The organism is Thalassovita autumnalis, from assembly GCF_001458255.1.
Taxonomy (GTDB): Bacteria; Pseudomonadota; Alphaproteobacteria; order Rhodobacterales; family Rhodobacteraceae; genus Thalassobius; species Thalassobius autumnalis.
The window spans coordinates 1-18,495 of record NZ_CYSB01000024.1 but is presented as its reverse complement, the minus strand read 5'-3'; the positions used below and the strand labels follow the sequence as shown (position 1 = coordinate 18,495).

19 protein-coding genes are annotated in these 18,495 nt (G+C 58.7%); 7 read left to right on the top strand and 12 right to left on the bottom strand.

The window, feature by feature from the left end; genetic code table 11:
• Position 1: 1 nt before the first annotated feature.
• The 4 genes from TL5118_RS05705 to TL5118_RS05690 form a co-directional block, all read right to left on the bottom strand.
• A complete protein-coding gene (locus tag TL5118_RS05705; RefSeq protein WP_058243009.1) occupies positions 2 to 2,002 on the bottom strand; it encodes a heme lyase CcmF/NrfE family subunit in 2,001 nt (666 codons plus the stop codon).
• 67 nt (positions 2,003 to 2,069) lie between these two features.
• Complete coding sequence (locus tag TL5118_RS21600) at positions 2,070 to 2,264, bottom strand: SHOCT domain-containing protein (protein ID WP_058243010.1); 195 nt, start codon at positions 2,262 to 2,264, stop codon at positions 2,070 to 2,072.
• Positions 2,265 to 2,391: 127 nt separating this feature from the next.
• Positions 2,392 to 3,795, bottom strand: a complete 1,404-nt coding sequence (locus TL5118_RS05695; protein ID WP_058243024.1) for an ATP-binding protein — start codon at positions 3,793 to 3,795, stop codon at positions 2,392 to 2,394.
• The gene (locus tag TL5118_RS05690; protein ID WP_058243011.1) at positions 3,795 to 4,517 is read right to left on the bottom strand and encodes a response regulator; all 723 of its coding nucleotides are present in this window, start codon (positions 4,515 to 4,517) and stop codon (positions 3,795 to 3,797) included. The genes TL5118_RS05695 and TL5118_RS05690 overlap by 1 nt, the downstream gene beginning before the upstream one ends.
• Positions 4,518 to 4,689: 172 nt before the next feature.
• Here TL5118_RS05690 and TL5118_RS05685 point away from each other — a divergent pair, with 172 nt between their 5' ends.
• The 6 genes from TL5118_RS05685 to TL5118_RS05660 all read left to right on the top strand — a co-directional run bounded on the left by TL5118_RS05685 (position 4,690) and on the right by TL5118_RS05660 (position 10,420).
• Positions 4,690 to 5,286: an EF-hand domain-containing protein gene (locus tag TL5118_RS05685; RefSeq protein ID WP_058243012.1), complete on the top strand. Its 597-nt coding sequence runs from the start codon at positions 4,690 to 4,692 to the stop codon at positions 5,284 to 5,286.
• A gap of 85 nt (positions 5,287 to 5,371) precedes the next feature.
• Positions 5,372 to 5,758, top strand: a complete 387-nt coding sequence (locus tag TL5118_RS05680; protein WP_058243013.1) for a DUF302 domain-containing protein — start codon at positions 5,372 to 5,374, stop codon at positions 5,756 to 5,758.
• A gap of 24 nt (positions 5,759 to 5,782) precedes the next feature.
• Entirely contained in the window at positions 5,783 to 6,250 is a 468-nt protein-coding gene (locus tag TL5118_RS05675; RefSeq protein WP_058243014.1) for a rhodanese-like domain-containing protein, read from the top strand.
• A 63-nt stretch (positions 6,251 to 6,313) separates the two neighbouring features.
• Positions 6,314 to 6,982, top strand: a complete 669-nt coding sequence (locus TL5118_RS05670; RefSeq protein WP_082626224.1) for a TVP38/TMEM64 family protein — start codon at positions 6,314 to 6,316, stop codon at positions 6,980 to 6,982.
• A gap of 125 nt (positions 6,983 to 7,107) precedes the next feature.
• Positions 7,108 to 9,465 carry a heavy metal translocating P-type ATPase gene (locus TL5118_RS05665; protein ID WP_058243015.1) on the top strand — a complete coding sequence of 786 codons (2,358 nt, stop codon included), beginning with the start codon at positions 7,108 to 7,110 and terminating at the stop codon, positions 9,463 to 9,465.
• Between the two features lie 22 nt (positions 9,466 to 9,487).
• Positions 9,488 to 10,420 carry a cation diffusion facilitator family transporter gene (locus TL5118_RS05660; RefSeq protein WP_058243016.1) on the top strand — a complete coding sequence of 311 codons (933 nt, stop codon included), beginning with the start codon at positions 9,488 to 9,490 and terminating at the stop codon, positions 10,418 to 10,420.
• A 161-nt stretch (positions 10,421 to 10,581) separates the two neighbouring features.
• Here TL5118_RS05660 and TL5118_RS05655 read toward each other — a convergent pair whose 3' ends face one another.
• Positions 10,582 to 11,634, bottom strand: a complete 1,053-nt coding sequence (locus tag TL5118_RS05655; RefSeq protein WP_306345407.1) for a phage portal protein — start codon at positions 11,632 to 11,634, stop codon at positions 10,582 to 10,584.
• A gap of 5 nt (positions 11,635 to 11,639) precedes the next feature.
• A complete protein-coding gene (locus tag TL5118_RS05650; RefSeq protein WP_058243017.1) occupies positions 11,640 to 11,855 on the bottom strand; it encodes a phage head-tail joining protein in 216 nt (71 codons plus the stop codon).
• Between the two features lie 82 nt (positions 11,856 to 11,937).
• Between TL5118_RS05650 and TL5118_RS05645 the strand changes: the two genes are divergently transcribed.
• Positions 11,938 to 12,813 carry a DUF1186 domain-containing protein gene (locus tag TL5118_RS05645; protein ID WP_058243018.1) on the top strand — a complete coding sequence of 292 codons (876 nt, stop codon included), beginning with the start codon at positions 11,938 to 11,940 and terminating at the stop codon, positions 12,811 to 12,813.
• Between the two features lie 25 nt (positions 12,814 to 12,838).
• On the opposite strand, the gene TL5118_RS21595 is transcribed toward TL5118_RS05645, so the two are convergent.
• The 6 genes from TL5118_RS21595 to TL5118_RS05615 form a co-directional block, all read right to left on the bottom strand.
• Entirely contained in the window at positions 12,839 to 15,505 is a 2,667-nt protein-coding gene (locus tag TL5118_RS21595; RefSeq protein ID WP_242601734.1) for a phage terminase large subunit family protein, read from the bottom strand.
• The gene (locus TL5118_RS21745) at positions 15,462 to 15,971 is read right to left on the bottom strand and encodes a phage terminase large subunit family protein (protein WP_306345408.1); all 510 of its coding nucleotides are present in this window, start codon (positions 15,969 to 15,971) and stop codon (positions 15,462 to 15,464) included. The genes TL5118_RS21595 and TL5118_RS21745 overlap by 44 nt, the downstream gene beginning before the upstream one ends.
• Positions 15,886 to 16,482: a hypothetical protein gene (locus TL5118_RS21585; protein WP_058243020.1), complete on the bottom strand. Its 597-nt coding sequence runs from the start codon at positions 16,480 to 16,482 to the stop codon at positions 15,886 to 15,888. Before TL5118_RS21585 ends, TL5118_RS21745 begins: the two co-directional genes overlap by 86 nt.
• 220 nt (positions 16,483 to 16,702) lie before the next feature.
• On the bottom strand, positions 16,703 to 16,996 hold the full coding sequence (locus TL5118_RS05625) for a hypothetical protein (RefSeq protein WP_058243021.1): 294 nt from the start codon (positions 16,994 to 16,996) through the stop codon (positions 16,703 to 16,705).
• Positions 16,997 to 17,027: 31 nt separating this feature from the next.
• Positions 17,028 to 17,324 (bottom strand): DUF7220 family protein, encoded by a 297-nt coding sequence (locus TL5118_RS05620; RefSeq protein ID WP_370701665.1) that lies wholly within the window; start codon positions 17,322 to 17,324, stop codon positions 17,028 to 17,030.
• Positions 17,321 to 18,495: DNA modification methylase (locus TL5118_RS05615; protein ID WP_058260770.1), on the bottom strand; the 1,175-nt coding region annotated here is incomplete at its 5' end. The genes TL5118_RS05620 and TL5118_RS05615, both read right to left, overlap by 4 nt.

Genomic DNA, 18,495 nt, shown 5'->3' with positions numbered 1-18,495 from the left:
TCTACTCCGCCGGAACCGAGGTGGTCGCGTCAATGGTTCTACGCCGAGGCGCGCCAACCCGTAGCCTCCTGTCCGAAAGGGACAGCCCTCCACCAAGAACCAGCATGAACGATCCGATCCAGATGAAGTTCACCAGGGGCTCATAAAGAATGCGAAGCGTCCAGGCACCGCTTTCTTCTGCATCTTCCGAAGCAGGCTGTGCAATCGAAGCGTATAGATCGCCTGCCAGGGTCGAGCGGATCGCGGATTCCGTCGTCGAGCTTTGTGCCACCGGAAACGTTCGGCGTTCGGGATAGAGCATCGTCACGATCTCACCGTCACGACGCACGACCAACGTGCCTCGGTCTGCAAAGTAATTCGGGCCGCTAAGGCGCTGAACACCTTCAAACGTAACGTCAAAACCGGCAATGAAGATGTTCGAGCCCGGCCCGACAAACACGACCTGTTCAGATTTCCAGGCGCTCGATCCAACAAAACCGAACATTGCAACTGCAAGACCCGCATGCGCCATAGTCATACCATGGGTTGCCCTTGGCAGGTTTCGCGCGCGTCGCAGTGCCTCTTTGAAGGGGACATCGAACAGTCGAATTCTAAGCGCCCATTCCCGTAAGGTCGCAAGGAACAACCAGATCGCCAGAAGGATCGAAAGATAGGCAAGAACCGGGCCGCCCATAGTCATATACCAAATGGCGAGGACACCCAGCACCGACAGGATGGCGACGAAGCGAAGCCGCTGAAAGACCCCAGCAAGATCGGCGCGTTTCCATGACAAATACGGGCCAAGCCCCATCACAAAGACAAGAGGCAGCATCATCGGAATGAAAGATGCATTGAAAAACGGTGGTCCAACCGAAATTTTGTCACCCGTCACGGCTTCCAGAAAGAGCGGGTAAAGCGTTCCGAACAGCACGGTTCCAGTGGCCGCCGCCAGAATGAGGTTGTTTACCAATAGCCCCGCTTCCCGGCTGACCGGCTTGAAGAGCCCACCGGCCTCCATCATCGGTGCACGCCACGCAAAAAGCGCCAGTGAACCGCCGATTGACAGCGCCAGAAGCATCAGAATGTAGAGCCCGCGTTCGGGATCGACCGCAAAGGCATGCACCGACGTCAAAAGCCCTGACCGCACGACAAAGGTACCCAGCAGCGACAGCGAAAACGTTAGGATCGCCAGAAGGATCGTCCAGCTTTTGAATGCGTCGCGTTTCTCGGTCACGATGGCCGAATGCAGCAGCGCCGTGCCAAGCAGCCATGGCATGAAGCTGACGTTCTCAACTGGGTCCCAGAACCACCAGCCACCCCAGCCAAGCTCGTAATACGCCCACCATGACCCGAGTGCGATACCTGCGGTCAGGCTCATCCACGCGGCAAGTGTCCACGGTCGGACCCACCGCGCCCAAGCTGTATCGATCCGCCCCTCAAGTAAGGCCGCAACAGCAAATGAAAAGACGATCGAGAACCCGACATAGCCCAGGTATAATAGCGGTGGGTGCATCGCCAACCCGACATCCTGAAGCAGCGGGTTCAGGTCATTGCCGTCGATTGGCGGTGGAAACAGGCGTTCGAAGGGGTTTGACGTCAACAGCATGAAGGACAGGAATCCGACGCTGATCCAGGCCTGCACCGACAAGGTTCGAGCCTTGAGAGGCTCGGGGATGTTTGAACCGAAAAAGGAAACTGCAGCGCCGAATGCCGTCAGAATGAGAACCCAAAGAAGGAGTGACCCCTCATGGCTGCCCCAGGTCGCCGCAACCTTGTAAAGCATCGGCTTCAGGGAGTGTGAGTTTTCGGCGACATTCAAAACCGTAAAATCGCTGACAACAAACGCGCGCATCAATGCCGCGAATGCCAAGCCAACGAACAATAGTTGAGCCACGGACAATGCCCGCGCCGAGCGCATCCACTTTAGGTTGCCACGTGCCGCACCGAGGATGGGAAGCACGCTTTGGACAAGCGCAAGTGCCAATGCGAGTGCCAGTGCGAAATGGCCGAATTCGGGCGTCATGGTGTCTTCCAATTCGTATGTGTTCGGTTGCGGGGTTGAAGCTCAAAGTACGGTGTGGAGTCGGGGTTCAGCTTTCCAGGGTGCTTTTGCGCTTCTGGAATTCCTCCTCGTCGATTTCGCCTTTCGCGAAGCGGTCCCTCAAAATATCCAGCGCGTCCGGCTGTTTGGGAGCGCTGTTCCCATTGGTGAACCGGCGGACTGCAACCACAATCAGAAAGATGACCAGTCCCCAGAAAACCAGCATCATCAAACCGCCAAACATTCCATACCCTCCACCCCACATCATGTGACCATAGTCCCACGGCCCGTCACTTCGCTGATCTGCGAGCACGATGGATGGCAAGAGAGCCGTCGTAGATGTGGACAACATATTGAAAAATCGCATTTCTTCATTCCTCTTCTCCTTGAATGGCATCGCCAGCGAGAGGGATAGCGATGCTGGCTCGCACTCCGCTTTCTTCCAGGTTTGCCAGTGAAATATCGCCGCCATGCGCGCGGATGATCGTGCGGGCGATGGCAAGTCCGAGACCATGCCCACCTGTTTCGAGAGATCGCGATTCTTCAAGCCGATAGAACGGATCGAAAACGCGCTCCAGTTCGGTTGCCCGGATGCCTGGCCCTGAGTCATCGACGAAAATCAGAAGATCACTCTTTCGGACCGTGTAGCTAACGCGAGCACTCTTCCCATAACGAACCGCATTCTCGATGACATTGCGAAGAGCGCGCCGAAAAGCGCTCGGACGAACAAGCGCATGTATGCTTGCACCTGTTTCGAGCTCGAATTGCTCGACCATATCGATGCGAAGCGTCGACAGAAACTCGCCGACGTCCACCTCGACTGCTTCTTCAGATCCGGTCAGCCCGCGTGCAAATGTAAGCGTTGCGTCGACCATGGTCTGCATTTCTTCGATCGAGGTCACAAGACTGTCGCGCGTTTCCGCTTCTTCCACCATTTCAGCTCGAACACGCAGAGCCGTCAGCGGTGAACGCAAATCATGCCCCAGGGCGGCAAGCAGCCTTGTCCGATCAGCGACATAGCGCGTAAGGCGATCTTGCATTCGATTAAATGCTGTTGTGAGATCGCGCACCTCTTTGGGCCCCGACATCGGCAAATCAGCCACGTCTTCACCTCTGCCAAGGGCATCAGCCGCCTTCACCAGTCGTTGCAACGGACCTGTTAGGCGTGACAGCAAAAACCAAAAGACGACAATCAAGAGCACCGCCGCAGTAAGCGCGAATGTCAGGGTTGAAAACAGTGGCCATTGAAGCGGTGGCCGTTCGAACCTCGTGCCCACATTCAGCCACTGCCCGCCTGAAATGGCGATAGAAAGGTTCATCTCAACGGCCGACAGCTCTCCCCGCATCATGGCCATGTGCATTTCGGCCATTTCTTCCGACAAATGCGGCAGCGGCAGAATCTGCCCTTCGATTTGATGCAACTCGACGCGGATGTCGCGGCTGTAGGTATCACCAAGTAAAGCCCTGACACGGGCTTCGACCAATCCGCCATCGGAGTGACCAGTATGCGTCACGATCGGCTTGTCCGACATGTCGAAGCGAACTAAGGGGGAGTTGGCTGCACGCAAAATCGAGGCATGTAAATCCGGCGGCGCTTCGTCGATAAGCCGCGCGACGTTTGCGGCTCTTCCGGCCGCTTCGAACCCGAAGGCTGCCCGGATCGCAAGGCTTCGCTCATCGACAAAGAGCCAAAGACTGATGATCTGCGCGGCGGCTAACGCTGCCACGACCAACAAGACCAACTGAACGCGCAATGTGTTGAATGGCCACCGCATCATTCGAGAACCTCGGCATCCGCCGCAAGGCAATACCCGCCATTTCTAACCGTGGTGATGATCTTCGGTCGGAGAATGTCAGGTTCGATTTTTCGGCGCAGCCGGCTAATCTGGTTGTCGATCGTTCTATCAAGCGGCCCGGCCATTCGACCCGCAGTCAAGTCCAGCAGTTGTTCTCGGCTGAGCACCATGCGCGCCCGTTCGAGAAGAACCGTCAACAATTTGAAATCCGAAGTGGTCAGAGGTGTTTCTAAGCCAGTTTCATCGATTAGGACGTGCCTGTCGGTATCAAGCGTCAGATGTGCGAAGTGCACTTTTTTACCTGCGAAGTCACCGGCGTGCATTTCCGGTCGCTCGGATCGCCGAAGCACAGCCTTGATGCGAGCGAGTAATTCGCGGGGGTTGAATGGCTTGCTCACATAGTCATCAGCTCCGATCTCAAGCCCGACGATCCGGTCCGTCTCCTCACCGAGAGCCGTTAGCAAGATGATCGGCAAACTGCGATCTGCAGAAAGCCGTTGGCAAGCCGAGAGACCACTTTCTCCCGGCATCATGACGTCAAGCACAATGAGATCGAAATGTCCCAAGGCGAGTTTGGCGTCCATGTCATGCGCGTCTTTTGCAGCAGTCGCGCGCATGCCGTTCTTTTCGAGAAAGCGCGATACGCTCTCTCGAATTTCTTTGTGGTCATCGACCACCAGGATATGCGGTGCCTCGGACATGTTTTTCCTTTTAATCAGTGCGGTTTCGAAGGGTCAGGGCCTATTTTGTCACCAATTGTATCAACTCACGGGTCTTGCGACAGGCCATTACAAAACGCTCCGTGCAGGCCATTCAAAATTCGATTTCTCATACCGAACTGAAAGACATCGAAACCAAACACGTGAGGAAACAATGAAAAAGATCTCCGTTCTTGCAGTAACCATCGTTCTTTCGACAGCATCAGCCGGTATTGCGTTCGCCGACACTGGACACGGCCATGGTGCCAACGCACCGAATGCCGGGCCGGGTGCCGGGATGAAAGGCGGCGGGCACAACATGATGAATGGCGGCGGGCATAACATGATGCAAATGATGATGCGCATGCACGCTGGCATGATGGGCGGTACCGGCATGGGTCAAATGGGCATGATGGGCAACAGCGGCATGTCGGGCATGATGGGTCCGATGATGGCCAAGTTCGACGCAGACGGTGACGGCAATGTCACATCGGAAGAAGCGCACGGGCAACTTCAAGCGATGCATTCGAGCTTTGATGCGAACGGCGACAGCACTCTCTCGATCGAAGAGTTCGAGATGCTGCACAGTTCCATGATCCGCGAAGCCATGGTTGACCGATTTCAGCATCTCGATGCGGATGGCGACGGCAAGGTGACCGCTGGTGAGATGACGGCGCCGGCCGACAAGATGGAGCGCATGACCATGATGCGCGGGAACATGAAGCCGGGCGCGATGATGGATGGAGCTGACACGAGCACCGAGGAAAACTGATCCGCGGTAACGCGGTTTTCCCGCCCTGGTCGAGCGTTTTATCCCTTTTCGCTTGATCAGGGCAACTTCTAATCTGGAGTATAGAATGAGCTACACATACGACCGGCTATTGTCTGGAGTTCACATTGATGACGCAGATATGCGAATTCGTGAGGCGCTGAAGGAGCGGGGATTTGGTGTCCTGACCGAGATCGATGTGAAGGAGACGATGAAAAATAAGATCGGCGTAGATATGGATGGGTATCGCATTCTCGGCGCATGCAACCCGAACATGGCGAATCAGGCTCTGGGTATCGAGGCTCGGATCGGGGCCATGCTGCCTTGTAATGTGATTCTGCGAAGCCTCGAAGGCGGAACGGAAATTAGCGCTGTCGATCCGGTCGCGTCAATGGCCGCCGTGGACAACCGGGACCTGCACGCAATTGCCGGGGAGGTACGCGAAATGCTGATTGAGGCGGTAGAAAAGGCTTGATCGTTGTTAAGAGGACAATTCGCAATGAGATTTGATCGCCGAACATTCCTTGCGATGTCAGCCGCAATCTCCCCTCAGTCATTCGCAACAACTGTGCTGGCTCAAAGCCGCAAAGTCTGGTCAACCAAGCAAGCGCACGCGGCTTTGCTGGAGGATCAGGTTAGGCTCTTGGATATCCGATCCCGTGAAGAATGGCGGGAAACCGGAGTCGCCCAGGGTGCCTGGTTGGTCAGCATGCACGAAAAGCGGTTCCCTGAACGGCTGTTCGCAACGCGGCAATTGGCAGAAGGCCGAACCGTTGCCCTGATCTGCGCAACTGGCGGACGGTCTGGCGCTGTCATGAATGCTCTGCGGCAAGCCGGTCATGCGGGATTTGTCGACGTATCGGAAGGGATGCTCGGAAACCGTCTCGGCCCGGGTTGGATAGCCGCAGGTCTTCCGGTTGTGTCGATGAACGAAGCCTTGGCCGTTTTGCCCGCCGCACTCCTTTGAAAAAAGCGATACGGCGGCGAAGTACAAAGTTAAGAGGATAAAATCAAAAACCAGGGAAACAGGTTGAACCAACGAATCCGACCGATCCTGTATGTGTTGACCTTCTTTGCACTGGGTCTCCTCTTGCTCGCCTGGTCTCCAGAGCAGTTTAGCTCTTTTGATCGCGAAACAGTTGAGCACTTTGTCTCAGACATCGGGGTCATTGGCCCAGCTCTCATAATTCTCTTGATGATTGTTGCAGTGGTCGCCAGCCCGATTCCGAGCGCCCCGATCGCATTGGCCGCTGGAGCAGCCTACGGTCACTACGCCGGCGCCGCCTATGTCGCAATCGGTTCCGAACTGGGAGCGATGATCGCGTTTTTGGTCACGCGCCATCTGGGAAGAGACGCTGTTGTGAAGGTGCTTGGGAGCAAGGCAGACTACGGGCTGCTCGGCTCGCAAAACGCACTCACCGTGATCGTGTTTTCAAGCCGGTTGCTTCCATTCATTTCTTTCGATGCGATGAGTTACGCGGCGGGGCTGAGTGGCCTTCATCTCTGGCGGTTCATGCTTGCGACATTCGCAGGGATCATTCCCGCCAGTTTCGTGCTGGCTCATTTTGGCAGCGAGGCCATGTCCGGCGATTTTGGTGCGGCGGAATGGCTGACGCTCGGGCTTGGTTTTCTCACCGCAATGCCTCTTCTAATCATCGCACTCAGACGCAGCCGATCAGATGATCGCCACCAGGCCTGATCATAAACAACTGAATTAAAAGAATAATGCGCTCTGGGAAGCCGCTCGATACCAATTGTTACAGTTCTCCCGTTGACCTTCCAGTGACTGGAGGCGCCACCTTTTCGGAAAGACAGGAGAAATCGATGGCCGACCATATGAACCATCACCACCACCATGGGCACGAACACGGTTCGGACAAAAGGCAACCTGGCGCTGACACCGTCCTTGATCCCGTTTGCGGCATGGAGATCGAGATTTCCGCCGAGACCAAAAGAGCGGAATTCAACGATCTAGAGTACTTCTTTTGCTCGGATAGTTGCCAGATCAAGTTTGAGACCGATCCCTGGTTCTTTGCATCGGGCAACGCTGAGAAAGTGGGCCAACAGGTTCAGCCGGGCGCGCAATGGACCTGCCCGATGCACCCCGAAGTTATCCGCGACGAACCTGGCGCCTGCCCGATCTGCGGCATGGCGCTGGAGCCGATGGTGCCTTCGGACGAGCCGAGCGAGGAACTCACCGATTTCACCCGGCGCATGTGGATCAGCGCTGCGGCAGCGGTTCCCCTGGTCATCCTGACAATGGGCGAACTGGTCGACCTGCCAGTGCGAGACTGGATCGGGCACCAGGTTGCAACCTATGTGGAGTTTCTCCTGGCAACGCCCATCATTTTCTGGGCAGCGCGGCCTTTCTTCCAGCGCGGCTGGGAGTCGATCGGGAACATGTCGCCGAACATGTGGACGCTGATCTCGCTCGGGGTGGGTGCGGCCTATATCTACTCGCTCTTTGCAACGTTTCTCCCCGGCCTCTTTCCCGATGAGTACCGCGCAGGCGAATCCGTGGGTACGTATTTCGAAGCCGCCGTGGTCATCGTGGCGCTGATCTTCGTCGGCCAGGTGCTGGAATTGCGGGCGCGGGAACGAACGGGCGATGCCATTCGCGCTCTTCTCGATCTGGCGCCCAAAACGGCGCGCCGAATCCTGCCCGATGGTACGGAATATGACGCACCGCTTGAAAACATCGTCGAAGGCGATCTGCTCCGCGTCCGTCCTGGTGACAGCGTTCCGGTCGATGGCGCGGTTGTCGATGGCCGGACGTCGATCGACGAAAGCATGCTCACCGGCGAGCCAGTGCCGGTCGAAAAGACCGAACATGACCGGGTCACCGGCGGCACTATCAACAAGAACGGCACCATCGCCATCCGCGCCACCCAGGTTGGCGCAGACACCGTTCTGGCCCAGATCGTGGACATGGTCGCCGGCGCGCGACGCTCCCGCGCTCCGATTCAGGGTCTCGCCGACAAGGTCTCCTCAATCTTCGTGCCCACTGTTGTGGTCATTTCGATTGCCGCATTCCTTTTCTGGTTGGCATTTGGCCCGAGCCCGGCGCTGGTCTTTGCAATTGCCGCTTCGGTGTCGGTTCTGATCATCGCCTGCCCTTGCGCCCTCGGTCTGGCAACGCCGATTTCGATTACAACCGCCGCCGGGCGCGGAGCGCAGGCCGGCGTTCTCATCAAGGATGCCGAAGCCTTGGAGAGAATGGCGCGCGTCGATACCGTAATCGTTGACAAGACCGGCACCCTGACCCTCGGCAAACCGAAGCTGACCGATGTAATAGCTTTTGCGGACTGGGATGAAAAAGAGGTCCTGGCGCTTGCCGCGGCACTTGAACGCGGGTCAGAACACCCGCTGGCCGAAGCCATTGTCGAAGGGGCACAGGAGCGTGGCATAGCTTTGTCGCTGGCCGAGCAATTCGAGGCCGTCACTGGCAAGGGTGTCCAAGGCGTCGTGGATGGACGCAAGGTCGCGCTCGGGAACCCGGCCATGATGCAGCAACTGGGCCTCGACACGACATCGACTGACGAGACCGCCAACGGTCTGCGCAGCGACGGGAAAACGGCGATGTATATCGCGGTCGACGACGCGCTCTCCGGAATTGTTGCCGTCGCCGATCCGATCAAGGAGACGACCGCAGGTGCCATCCGGGACCTGCACACGCTGGGTCTACGCGTCATCATGGCGACAGGCGACAACCAGCGCACCGCGGAGGCCGTAGCTGGAAAACTTGGCATCGACGAGGTGCGCGCCGGCGTTTTGCCAGAGGACAAGAAGGCCTTGGTCGAGGAACTGCGCAGCAACGGGGCCCATATCGCCATGGCCGGCGACGGGGTGAACGATGCCCCTGCCCTCGCGGCAGCCGATGTCGGCATTGCCATGGGAACCGGGGCTGACGTGGCCGTCGAAAGTGCCGGGATCACCCTTCTCGGCGGTGACTTGGTGGGTATCGTGCGGGCGCGCAAACTCGCCACGGCGACGTTGCGCAACATCAAGCAGAACCTGTTTTTTGCCTTCGCGTACAACGCCGCCGGCGTCCCGGTCGCGGCCGGTATTCTCTACCCGGTTTTCGGCCTTTTGTTGTCCCCAATGATCGCCGCCGCGGCGATGAGCCTGTCATCTGTCTCGGTCATCTCGAATGCGCTGCGGCTGCGGCGGGTGCGGCTTTGATAGTGGCTTAGGAGGAAAACCCATGGCAAACGGACATCAGGGACACATGCCCACCAGCGGTCGCGGATTGGCGATTTCGGCTTGGCTGACGGGTGTGTATTTTGTCATCGAGCTTGGGATAGGCCTCTGGACCGGTTCCATCGCCGTGATCTCGGACGCCTTTCACACTTTCTCGGCGGTCGGAGGCGTGTTGGTCGCTATCGTGGCTGCAAAGCTGGCGCGGCGACCCGCGGATGAGGAGCGCAGCTTCGGCTGGTATCGCGCCGAGATCATCGGGGCGCTCGTCAATGGTGGGTTTCTGTTGGCCATGGCGCTCGTCGTCATCGCCATGGCCGCTATGCGTCTCTCCTCACCGATCGATCTTCCGACAGGCCCAATGCTGATCGCAGCCGCCGGCGGGCTCATCACTGAGTTCATATCGCTAGGCCTGATCTGGAAGCAGAGCAAGGACGATCTCAACACCAAGGGCGCGCTCTGGCATGTCATCCAGACCTTCGTCGGCAGCCTTCTGATCATCGTGACCGCGCTGGTGATCCGCTATACCGGTTTCTTGCTGATCGACCCGCTTCTGGGCATGGGATTCGGGTTTGTCCTGATCTGGGCCAGTTGGGGGATTCTCAGGGAAGCGGCGCATCTGTTAATGGAGGGCGCACCGCCCGATGTCAGCTTGCCAGAGGTTTCACGTGCGCTGGAAGCGCTCTCAGGAGTCGAAGACGTCCATCACGCCCATGCCTGGGCGCTGACGAGCGGGCGGCACGTGTTTTCAGCGCATTTGCGTATCACGGAAGGCGCCCCTCAACAGACCATACTAGAAGAAGCGCATTCCCAGCTTCGCGAAACCTACGGGTTCTTCTTCGTCACGCTTCAGATCGAGACGCATTGCCTTGATGAGAGTGGTGCCGACGTGATCGATTTGTCGGCAATTGAGAAGGAAGGAAACCACAGCCATGGCTGATGAAAACATTCACGCACTACATCGTGATCCGCCCCACTTGAGTGGTCCGGCCCTATAGTTAGAAAACGGAGGATTGGTCGAAATAAGAGAGTCCTGAGTAGACCGAATGGAACTCGCAGATATCTTTTGGTTACGGATCCCAAACTGATTCGTCCGTTCTGCTAAGCGCGATCGGATATTGGGCCCAGAATCAATAAAGGTGCCCATTTCGTTTCGCCTCCTCGATTTCTTTGTACGCCTTCAGCGGAATCGGATTGGTTCCTTCCCTGAGGTGGCGCCGAAACTCCGGCATTGAAACGCACCAGATCAAATCCGGATTTGACGTCAAGATCTTGTTCGACGGCAGCTGCCAGCGCCGCGCCATCAAGGTCCGCCTCCCCCTCCCCCATCATTGGGTCTTCTGGCGCTGTCTTGGTGATGAAGCCTGCGAACATCGCCGCGGTTTTCTTCCGGTCGAGTTCTGCGTCGTCGTATTGGTCGAGAAGGAACAGCCGCACCATGGCAGGCGCCACATGCGGCAGACCCCGGATTTGCCCCGCATCAATGGGGCGGTAGATGTGCAGCACCTCCTCGGCCGGCACGCGGACCGTCTCGGGTACTGCCACGCGTTGGTCCGTGCTATCGCCGGGATGCCGCCTGCGAAAGTGATAGGCCACCCGGCGTCCGATCAGGTCAAACTCGATCCCGCAGCGAATGCGGTTCCCGTTTGGGTCCGTCTCGGTTTTCTCGAAGGGCAACATCTCGGATTGGAGAAGTTGCAATTGCAGTGGAACCAGCAGACCGTCCTCCGCGCGACGCGGGCGCAAGCGCACGAAGCACTCGCCTGCGACAAACATCTCGCGCGCGATCATGGCTTGCAGGCCGTAGAAGTCGGTCAGCCCATCGGCATCCGCCTCGTCGGTCCAGGCGAGCCAGAGCTTTTGCACCTGATCACGAAGATCGGCATCACCAATCAACGAAGACGGTTTGATGCCGTCTCCGACGAGATTGGCCGCGAAGGCTTCACAGGCGTTCGCCGCATAGCCATTGGTCACCACCAGTTCCCGCGAGCGGGCCAAGAGGCGGGGGCCGCCGGAGGCGACCAACGCGTTGATGTTTTCCAGCGGCGGGTTCCAACCGCGCAGCCGGCGCTTGGCCATCGCCCCTTCAAGCCGCGCGCGCATGGCTTCAGGGTCGCCCGGCTTGGGGCGGCGGAACAGGTCAAAAATTGCCATTTCGCTCAGAGGCCTTTGGTCGCTGTCACGCGGACATGGCGCACGATCCGCCGCCCCTCTGCCAAGGCAATCTCACGATCCAGCGCTTCGATGGCCCGGTCGATCTCGGCGACAGAGCGATAGTCGACCTTCTTACCGTCGTAGCTCACTCGCGCCACACCAGAGGCGCGCTGCGTTGAAAGTACCTCGCGGCGTAGACGAAGATCGGTAATTGTCGGCATCCGAATTGACCTCCCTCATTAAATTGCTTCAATAGGCGCAACAATTGAGAGTTCAGCCGACACCATGACCCCAGATGAGATCATGCGCGATCTTGCGCGCGACGACATTTTCCCCAAAGCCGCAATGGCCGAGGCCAGCGACAAGCGTGATGATATGGCGCCTGTTTTCATCAATCTCATCGACCGTCTCACGCGGCAACGCATTCGCGATATGCAGGCTGATGACGTGATGGCGCTCATTCCCATCTTCCACTTGCTTGGTGAATGGCGTGAACCGAGCGCCTATCGGCCATTGCTACAACTGCTCCGACGCCCCACCCACGCTCTCGAGCACCTCCTCGGAGATGCAGTGACCGAGACCAGCTTTCGCGTCATCGCAGGCACATTCGATGGTGACTTGCAGCCAATCTTTGAGGCAGTCGAAGACGATAAAGCTGATGACTTTTCCAGAAGTTCTCTCCTCGATGCCCTAGTCTTGATTGCGCAACAGCACTCCGAACAACGCGCGGGCATTGAGGATTACTTCCGGACGTTTCGTCAACGCTGCCCCAAGGCACAGACTGATGTGCTCACCGGTTGGATGGAAGCCATTGCTGCTCTCGGCATCCCTAACATGTCGCAACCTGTACGCGATGTGTTCGACCAAGGTTTGATCCCAAAAGAATACTGCAACGTCGAGCATTTTCTTGAGGATTACGAAGCCACGCTAGCTGCCAATGGCACGCTAGTGGGCCAGCGTTACCAGAAAGCTCTGATCTCAGATGCGATCGACGAACTTTCGAAATGGCACAGTTATTCCGCAGAATACCTCGCAGAACAAAATCGGCGCAAAGCCGATAATCTATTGCGGGTTTCGCCATGGACCGAGGCTTTTGTGAACGCCGCAGATAAAGTCGGTCGTAATGACCCTTGTCCCTGTGATAGCGGCAAAAAGTTCAAAAAATGCTGCCTGCAGTGATGCCACCAATAAACCCATTTCTTTCTTAGCCCATGTATGTTGACCGCGCGACGTAGCGGACCTTTGCTTTGCGCGTCGGATTCTGTGCTTTGGTAACGGCCCTGCCCTTTGCCTCAGCGACAGCGAACTGTTCGGCCAATTCCTCCCACCGCGCATCAGACCAGCGGTCAGCCCCGAGAATCCAAGCCGCAGCTCGGGCATAAACCCGACAGTCGAGGGCTTCGTTGCGTTCCCGCAGCTTCTGCCATTCGAGCTTCGCAAAGCCGCGCTTGTTCTTGATCGTGACCAGTTGCTCGGCCGTCAACTGCTTGAGCCATTCGGCGTCGACCCAGCCCGGTAGATGGAGAAAGCCGGGAGGAAACCTCTCCTCCGCCGCCGGGCTGCTGACCTCCGGCGGATCGAGCCGCAGGAAGCGATAGGTCTCGGCCTTGAAGGTCGAGGTCGCGATCGTCCACAGACGTGCCCCTCTTCGCAGACGCTTGCCCGCGATCGTCGCGTCGACAAACGTCGGCCCTGTCACTGGGCTTGCCCGATTAAAGCCCTCAAGGCCTTTGATCGGCGCCACCTGTCCAAACCCCACCTGCCGCGCCCAAGCATAGACAGCGCTGGTCTCATAGCCCGTATCGATCGCCAGTTTGGCGAGGGTCATCGAGATACCACACTCATGCTGCCATGTCCGGCCAAGCAGATCAGAGAGTTGCTGCCAGCACGCCGGATCCCCCGGGCCACCCTCAATCACGATGTGATCGATGAGCCAGCTTTGCAGGCCCCTGCCCCATGCCCAGACATCGATCTCAATCCGGTCTTTCTGCACGTCGACCCCAGCGGTCAGGAACAACCCGCCCGCCGGCACCATGCCCGCGCGCCAATCTTCCTTCAGACCCTGCAGTCGCTGCCAGTCCGGCGCCTCGCCACTTTCCATCCAGGTCTCGCCGAGCGAGGTGTTGACGAAGGTCTTCATGGTCTCGTCGCCGCCCGCGCGCGCCGAGAGAAACGCCTTGGCCATGGCTTCAAGCCGCACCCAGGGCGAATAGATCTCGTTCAGATGGAAGCCTGCAGTCCCATTGAATGGCGCGTCTGCGATCCAGCGGCCCTTCGAGATGGCTGCCCAGCGGGTCTCATCCTTCCACGCGGCATCGCACTCGGCGCAATGGTAGCGCGCGGTTTCTGGACGATGGCCGCCATTCTCGTCCTTGTCCCATTTGACCTGTCCCCAGGTCAGGATTTGGTCGTGGCCACAGGCCGGGCATGGCACCCAGAACCGCCTCTGGTCGCTCTCCTCGAATGCCGCCTCGATCCGGCTCGCGCCCTTGTTCGTCGGCGTGGACACCAGCACGATCTTGCGGTTCCAAAACGTCACTGTCCGCTTTTTCGCGAGGTTGACCGGGTCCCCCTCAGCCCCTGCGCTGAACGGATAGCGATCGACCTCATCGCACAGCAGCAAGCGGATCGGCCGGCTCGCAAGGCCAGAGGGCGCATTTGCGCCCACGATGGTCAGATGCCCGCCCGGGAACCGCTTGTGCAGGATCTTGTTGTTGCCGTCTCGCGACTTCGGATTAGCGATCTTATCCTGCAAACACGGCGTATCCCGCGCCATCGGTGAGAAGCGGTCCTTCGACCAGGTTTCCGCGTCGCGCTCGGTCGGCATCACCACCATGATCGGTGCCGGGTCCTGATCGATGTGGTAGCCGACGGCGTTGTTGACCATCTCCGTATTATGCGTCGGGATCATGGTCCGCCCCGCCAGATAGAGCCGGTTTGGGCTATCGACCTGAATGCAGCGCACAGGCACGCTCTCAACCGGCTCGACAGCGACAATACGGCGCCGCTCGGTTTCCGTTGTCCGCCGTCCCTCACGGGAGACCTGGCGCGCCCGCTTCCTAGACAGTCGGAACACCTGCGTGTCGTCATAGATCATGAAGGAGAACCGCGTCGCAGGGTTTCCAAGACGTCGTTCGCCGTCAACCACCACCGTCGGCTGTTTGTCGACGGCAGTAAACTTGATGCCCAAGGAGGCCAACAATTCGCCAAAGCCATCCGCCAGGCGTCGGTGAATGGTGATGAACTCGCAGCGGCCGCATTCCGCGATGTAGCCGTCGGTATCCATCAGCCCTTGCAGAAGGGCCATGCGCTGATCTATCGACGCGCGCAGGTAGGCGGGCGGTATGTGTTTGCCGGTTTCTGGCGTCTTCCGATCCTTCGCCAGCCCCATCTCCCGCAAGCGCAGGCTGAACGGCTTGCCCTCCTCTAGAACAGGATCAACCGCAGAACCGTGCTTCCATTGCATCGAGAACTGCCGCCCACATTCCGCGCACTTTCCATTTCCGTGGCGACCCAGCACATTCATGTCATGCCCGCGGCGGCAGATATGCGCTGGCCAAGGCAACGTCGGCTTCAGTGTCAGGATGTGCGGAAACCGCCTGTCCTTCGACGTCACCTCAACCTCCATGCCGCATGCGTGCAGATGGTCGGCGATTTCCAGATCATCACGATGACAGGTGATCTGCGAGCCGTAGCTGTGGCCGTCCCCAAGCCAGACACCAAGGGCATAGGGTGGAATCGGTAAGGCCTGTTCGGGCAGCTGCAGCGCACCGGCCACAGGGATGGCATATCGGTTCCGCTTTTTCGCGCCGTAGTAATGCGCGGTTTCAGCAATCTCCTTCGTCGTCAGGACCGCCCGGTGGATCGTCATGGAACAGGTCCCTCATCGCGTCCTGCGCGCGCACTGGTGTGTCGCTGTCAACCGCCCAGAGGTGATCGGCATCGGCGATGATCGAACTGCCGTCTGAAAACCGCACGCGGTAGCAGCGCCGATTGAGCATCACATCCGTGGCGCCCGTGACGCGGCACGGCGCGCCAGTTTCGTCAAAAAGGATGTCGCCCACCTGTACGTCGGCCATCGTGGTCCAGCCGGTAGGCGTCGCTAGCGGCGTATCGAGCGCCAGCGCCTTGCCCACCTGTGAACTGGACATGATCACGACGGTTTCGGTGGCGGCATCAGAGACCGCTTCCATGATCCCACGCTGGTATTCCGCGCGGCTCGTGCGCCACTGGCCCGGCTCGGCGCTGGCCTCAGAGCTCAGACGGCGGTTCTGGTCTGCCCAATCGCTGATCGTCAGGTCCGGCGGCGGCTTCAGAACTGCCAGTGCCTTCGCCACTGTCCGTTTCAGGATTGGCGACCCCTTCAAGATCAATGTCGGCTTCAAGTTCAATGTCTGGCTGCGCGAGATCATCGAGCACCTCGCGGATCGCAGTGCGGATCAGGGTCCGGGTATCTCCGACGGTGGGTTGGTCAAAGGCCTGTGGCGCCAGCCGATCCGGCAGCGCCAACAGGCGGGTTCTCAGAAGCGCAAGCACGGCGATCCAGGCTGCCTCAATCTGGTCCGCTGCGATCAGCGAGTGGCGCTTTTCCTCGGCTTCCATTTCAGCGAGGTTCGCCCGCGCTCGGATGAACCGGGCACGTTCGGCGGCATAGTCTGGCGCACCGGCCTGCGCCTTGACGGCCTGGTCGCGCAGATAGCGGACATAGCCGCGCACAGAGCCGATCAGGTCATACTGCCCACGCTCGGCCTTTGGGATCACACCCTCGCGGCTCAGTTGCTGCACCCGCCGTTCCGAGAGATCGAGGAGTCGCGAGATGACGCTGATGGGTTGGGTGGCGTTTGACATAGTGCGCTCCCCCCTCCCCTCAACACGATGACACCCAGAGGAAAAACATGTGTCATTGCGGTGACTCTTGACGCGGACGTCAACCCCACGCCTTGCCCCCGGAAAGCCAAACATCAAAGCTTATTCACGAGGATTCGCCTGTATGAACCCTCGCTCCATGACGCCTCTCTGCTCGGCGTCATGTGCCTCACAACTGGGCCAGCCATGTGCTGGCCCTTTTTTATCCGCCCGCCTTTAAAGCAGCGCGGATTTGCGCTTGGCTGAGCCCAAATTGGCGCGACAAAACAGCTGGCTTAACCCCGGCCTTTACAGAAGCTTGGATCAGGTTGATCTGGGATTGCGTTAAGCCCTCAACTTTTTGAGCTGGCTTCCGCTTGGGCTGTGCGGGCTCCATTAGAGGCTTTGCCATCAAAGAATTCCGGCGATCCAACTCAGCCGTCACAGCACGCGAAAGCGCTGAAAGCTCCCCATCGGAGAGATATTTGAGCGCCACATCAAGATCATGGGGCAACATACGCCGCTCAGGAGAGCGTGTATCCTCTACATTAGCGGCCGCCTTGGCGGCATCTAAAAGCGGTGTATCTTGCGACTGCGTTTTGGACATAAGGCAAACTATCGCCGACTCCACGACGCGCAGCAAGCTGGTTAAATAGCCGCCGCAGAGCGAACGATCGCAACAGGCTGACGATCGTGAAGATCCCGCCCATAGCAAGATTTTGTCCCAACGTTGTTTGCAGCCCAAAGATCGGAAAGATCAGGATCTGCGTCACAACCGCGACGCCATAGCCGACGATCACGTTGGTGATCGCCTCGACCAGAGACATGAGGCGGGACTGGTTCATGCAGCCGCGCGCTCAGGTTTCAGGGCATCGAAGGTCATCTCGCCACCCTCAAGCACTGCCTCTTTGCCCGTGAATTTCTGCCAGCGTTGGACGGCTACATCGATATAAGCCGGGTTCAGCTCGATCCCGAGACAAACGCGGCCCGTGGTCTCGGCTGCGATCAGCGTCGTTCCTGATCCCATGAAGGGTTCATAGACCGCCTGCCCGGGGCTCGAGTTGTTTAGGATAGGCCGTCGCATGCACTCGACCGGCTTCTGCGTCCCGTGGACTGTTTTTTCGTCCTGATCCTTGTTGGCAATCTGCCAGAGCGTTGTCTGCTTGCGATCCCCCGCCCAATGGCCTTTGCCGGTCTTTTTGACAGCGTACCAGGCCGGTTCATGCTGCCAGTGATAATCTCCACGGCTCAGAACCAACCGTTCTTTGGCCCAGATGATCTGCGACCGGATGCTGAAGCCTGCGACTTCGAGGCTTTCGGCGACTGTGGCTGCATGCAAGGCGCCATGCCAGACGTAGGCGACGTCGCCGGGAAACAGCCCCCAGGCTTCGCGCCAGTCGGCCCGGTCATCATTCAGCACCTTGCCGGTGCGCTTAGTCTTGGCGGCGCCCGCTTGGTTGCGCCAGCTCGGGTCATATTCAACACCGTATGGAGGATCTGTCGCCATAAGGAGGGGTGTTATCCCGTTCAAGACGCGCTCTACATCCGTGGCGACGGTGCTGTCGCCGCAGAGCAGCCGGTGGTTGCCGAGGATCCAGAGATCGCCGGGGCGGCTGATCGGATCCTCGGGAGTTTCCGGCACATCTTCCTCACCCTCTTGGGGACCGGCGCCGTCCTCAAGGCTGGACATCAGTGCGTTGAGTTCATCGTCGGTGAAGCCCGTCAGGCCAAGGTCGAACTCCGCCTCCAGCAGGTCAGCCATCTCAAGGTTAAGCAGGTCCTTGTCCCACTCCGCGTTTTCGCTGGAGCGGTTGTCCATGATCCGGAAGGCCCGCGCCTGGGATGCCGTCAGCCCCTTGGCGACATGCACCGGCGCGGTTTTGAAACCGAGCTTGCGGGCCGCTTCAAGACGGGTGTGCCCGGCTAACACGACCATTGCCTCGTCCACGACGATGGGTTGGCGCCAGCCAAACTCTTGGATCGAGGCCGCGACCGTGGCGATAGCCTCGGCGTTGT

What these genes read in the sequence shown, in the direction of transcription:
- TL5118_RS05705 (WP_058243009.1), bottom strand. Translation starts at nt 2,002, where the DNA reads ATGACGCCCGAATTCGGCCATTTCGCACTGGCACTCGCATTGGCACTT.
- TL5118_RS21600 (WP_058243010.1), bottom strand. Translation starts at nt 2,264, where the DNA reads ATGTTTGGCGGTTTGATGATGCTGGTTTTCTGGGGACTGGTCATCTTT.
- TL5118_RS05695 (WP_058243024.1), bottom strand. Translation starts at nt 3,795, where the DNA reads ATGCGGTGGCCATTCAACACATTGCGCGTTCAGTTGGTCTTGTTGGTC.
- TL5118_RS05690 (WP_058243011.1), bottom strand. Translation starts at nt 4,517, where the DNA reads ATGTCCGAGGCACCGCATATCCTGGTGGTCGATGACCACAAAGAAATT.
- TL5118_RS05685 (WP_058243012.1), top strand. Translation starts at nt 4,690, where the DNA reads ATGAAAAAGATCTCCGTTCTTGCAGTAACCATCGTTCTTTCGACAGCA.
- TL5118_RS05680 (WP_058243013.1), top strand. Translation starts at nt 5,372, where the DNA reads ATGAGCTACACATACGACCGGCTATTGTCTGGAGTTCACATTGATGAC.
- TL5118_RS05675 (WP_058243014.1), top strand. Translation starts at nt 5,783, where the DNA reads ATGAGATTTGATCGCCGAACATTCCTTGCGATGTCAGCCGCAATCTCC.
- TL5118_RS05665 (WP_058243015.1), top strand. Translation starts at nt 7,108, where the DNA reads ATGGCCGACCATATGAACCATCACCACCACCATGGGCACGAACACGGT.
- TL5118_RS05660 (WP_058243016.1), top strand. Translation starts at nt 9,488, where the DNA reads ATGGCAAACGGACATCAGGGACACATGCCCACCAGCGGTCGCGGATTG.
- TL5118_RS05655 (WP_306345407.1), bottom strand. Translation starts at nt 11,634, where the DNA reads ATGGCAATTTTTGACCTGTTCCGCCGCCCCAAGCCGGGCGACCCTGAA.
- TL5118_RS05650 (WP_058243017.1), bottom strand. Translation starts at nt 11,855, where the DNA reads ATGCCGACAATTACCGATCTTCGTCTACGCCGCGAGGTACTTTCAACG.
- TL5118_RS05645 (WP_058243018.1), top strand. Translation starts at nt 11,938, where the DNA reads ATGCGCGATCTTGCGCGCGACGACATTTTCCCCAAAGCCGCAATGGCC.
- TL5118_RS21595 (WP_242601734.1), bottom strand. Translation starts at nt 15,505, where the DNA reads ATGACGATCCACCGGGCGGTCCTGACGACGAAGGAGATTGCTGAAACC.
- TL5118_RS21585 (WP_058243020.1), bottom strand. Translation starts at nt 16,482, where the DNA reads ATGTCAAACGCCACCCAACCCATCAGCGTCATCTCGCGACTCCTCGAT.
- TL5118_RS05625 (WP_058243021.1), bottom strand. Translation starts at nt 16,996, where the DNA reads ATGTTGCCCCATGATCTTGATGTGGCGCTCAAATATCTCTCCGATGGG.
- TL5118_RS05620 (WP_370701665.1), bottom strand. Translation starts at nt 17,324, where the DNA reads ATGAACCAGTCCCGCCTCATGTCTCTGGTCGAGGCGATCACCAACGTG.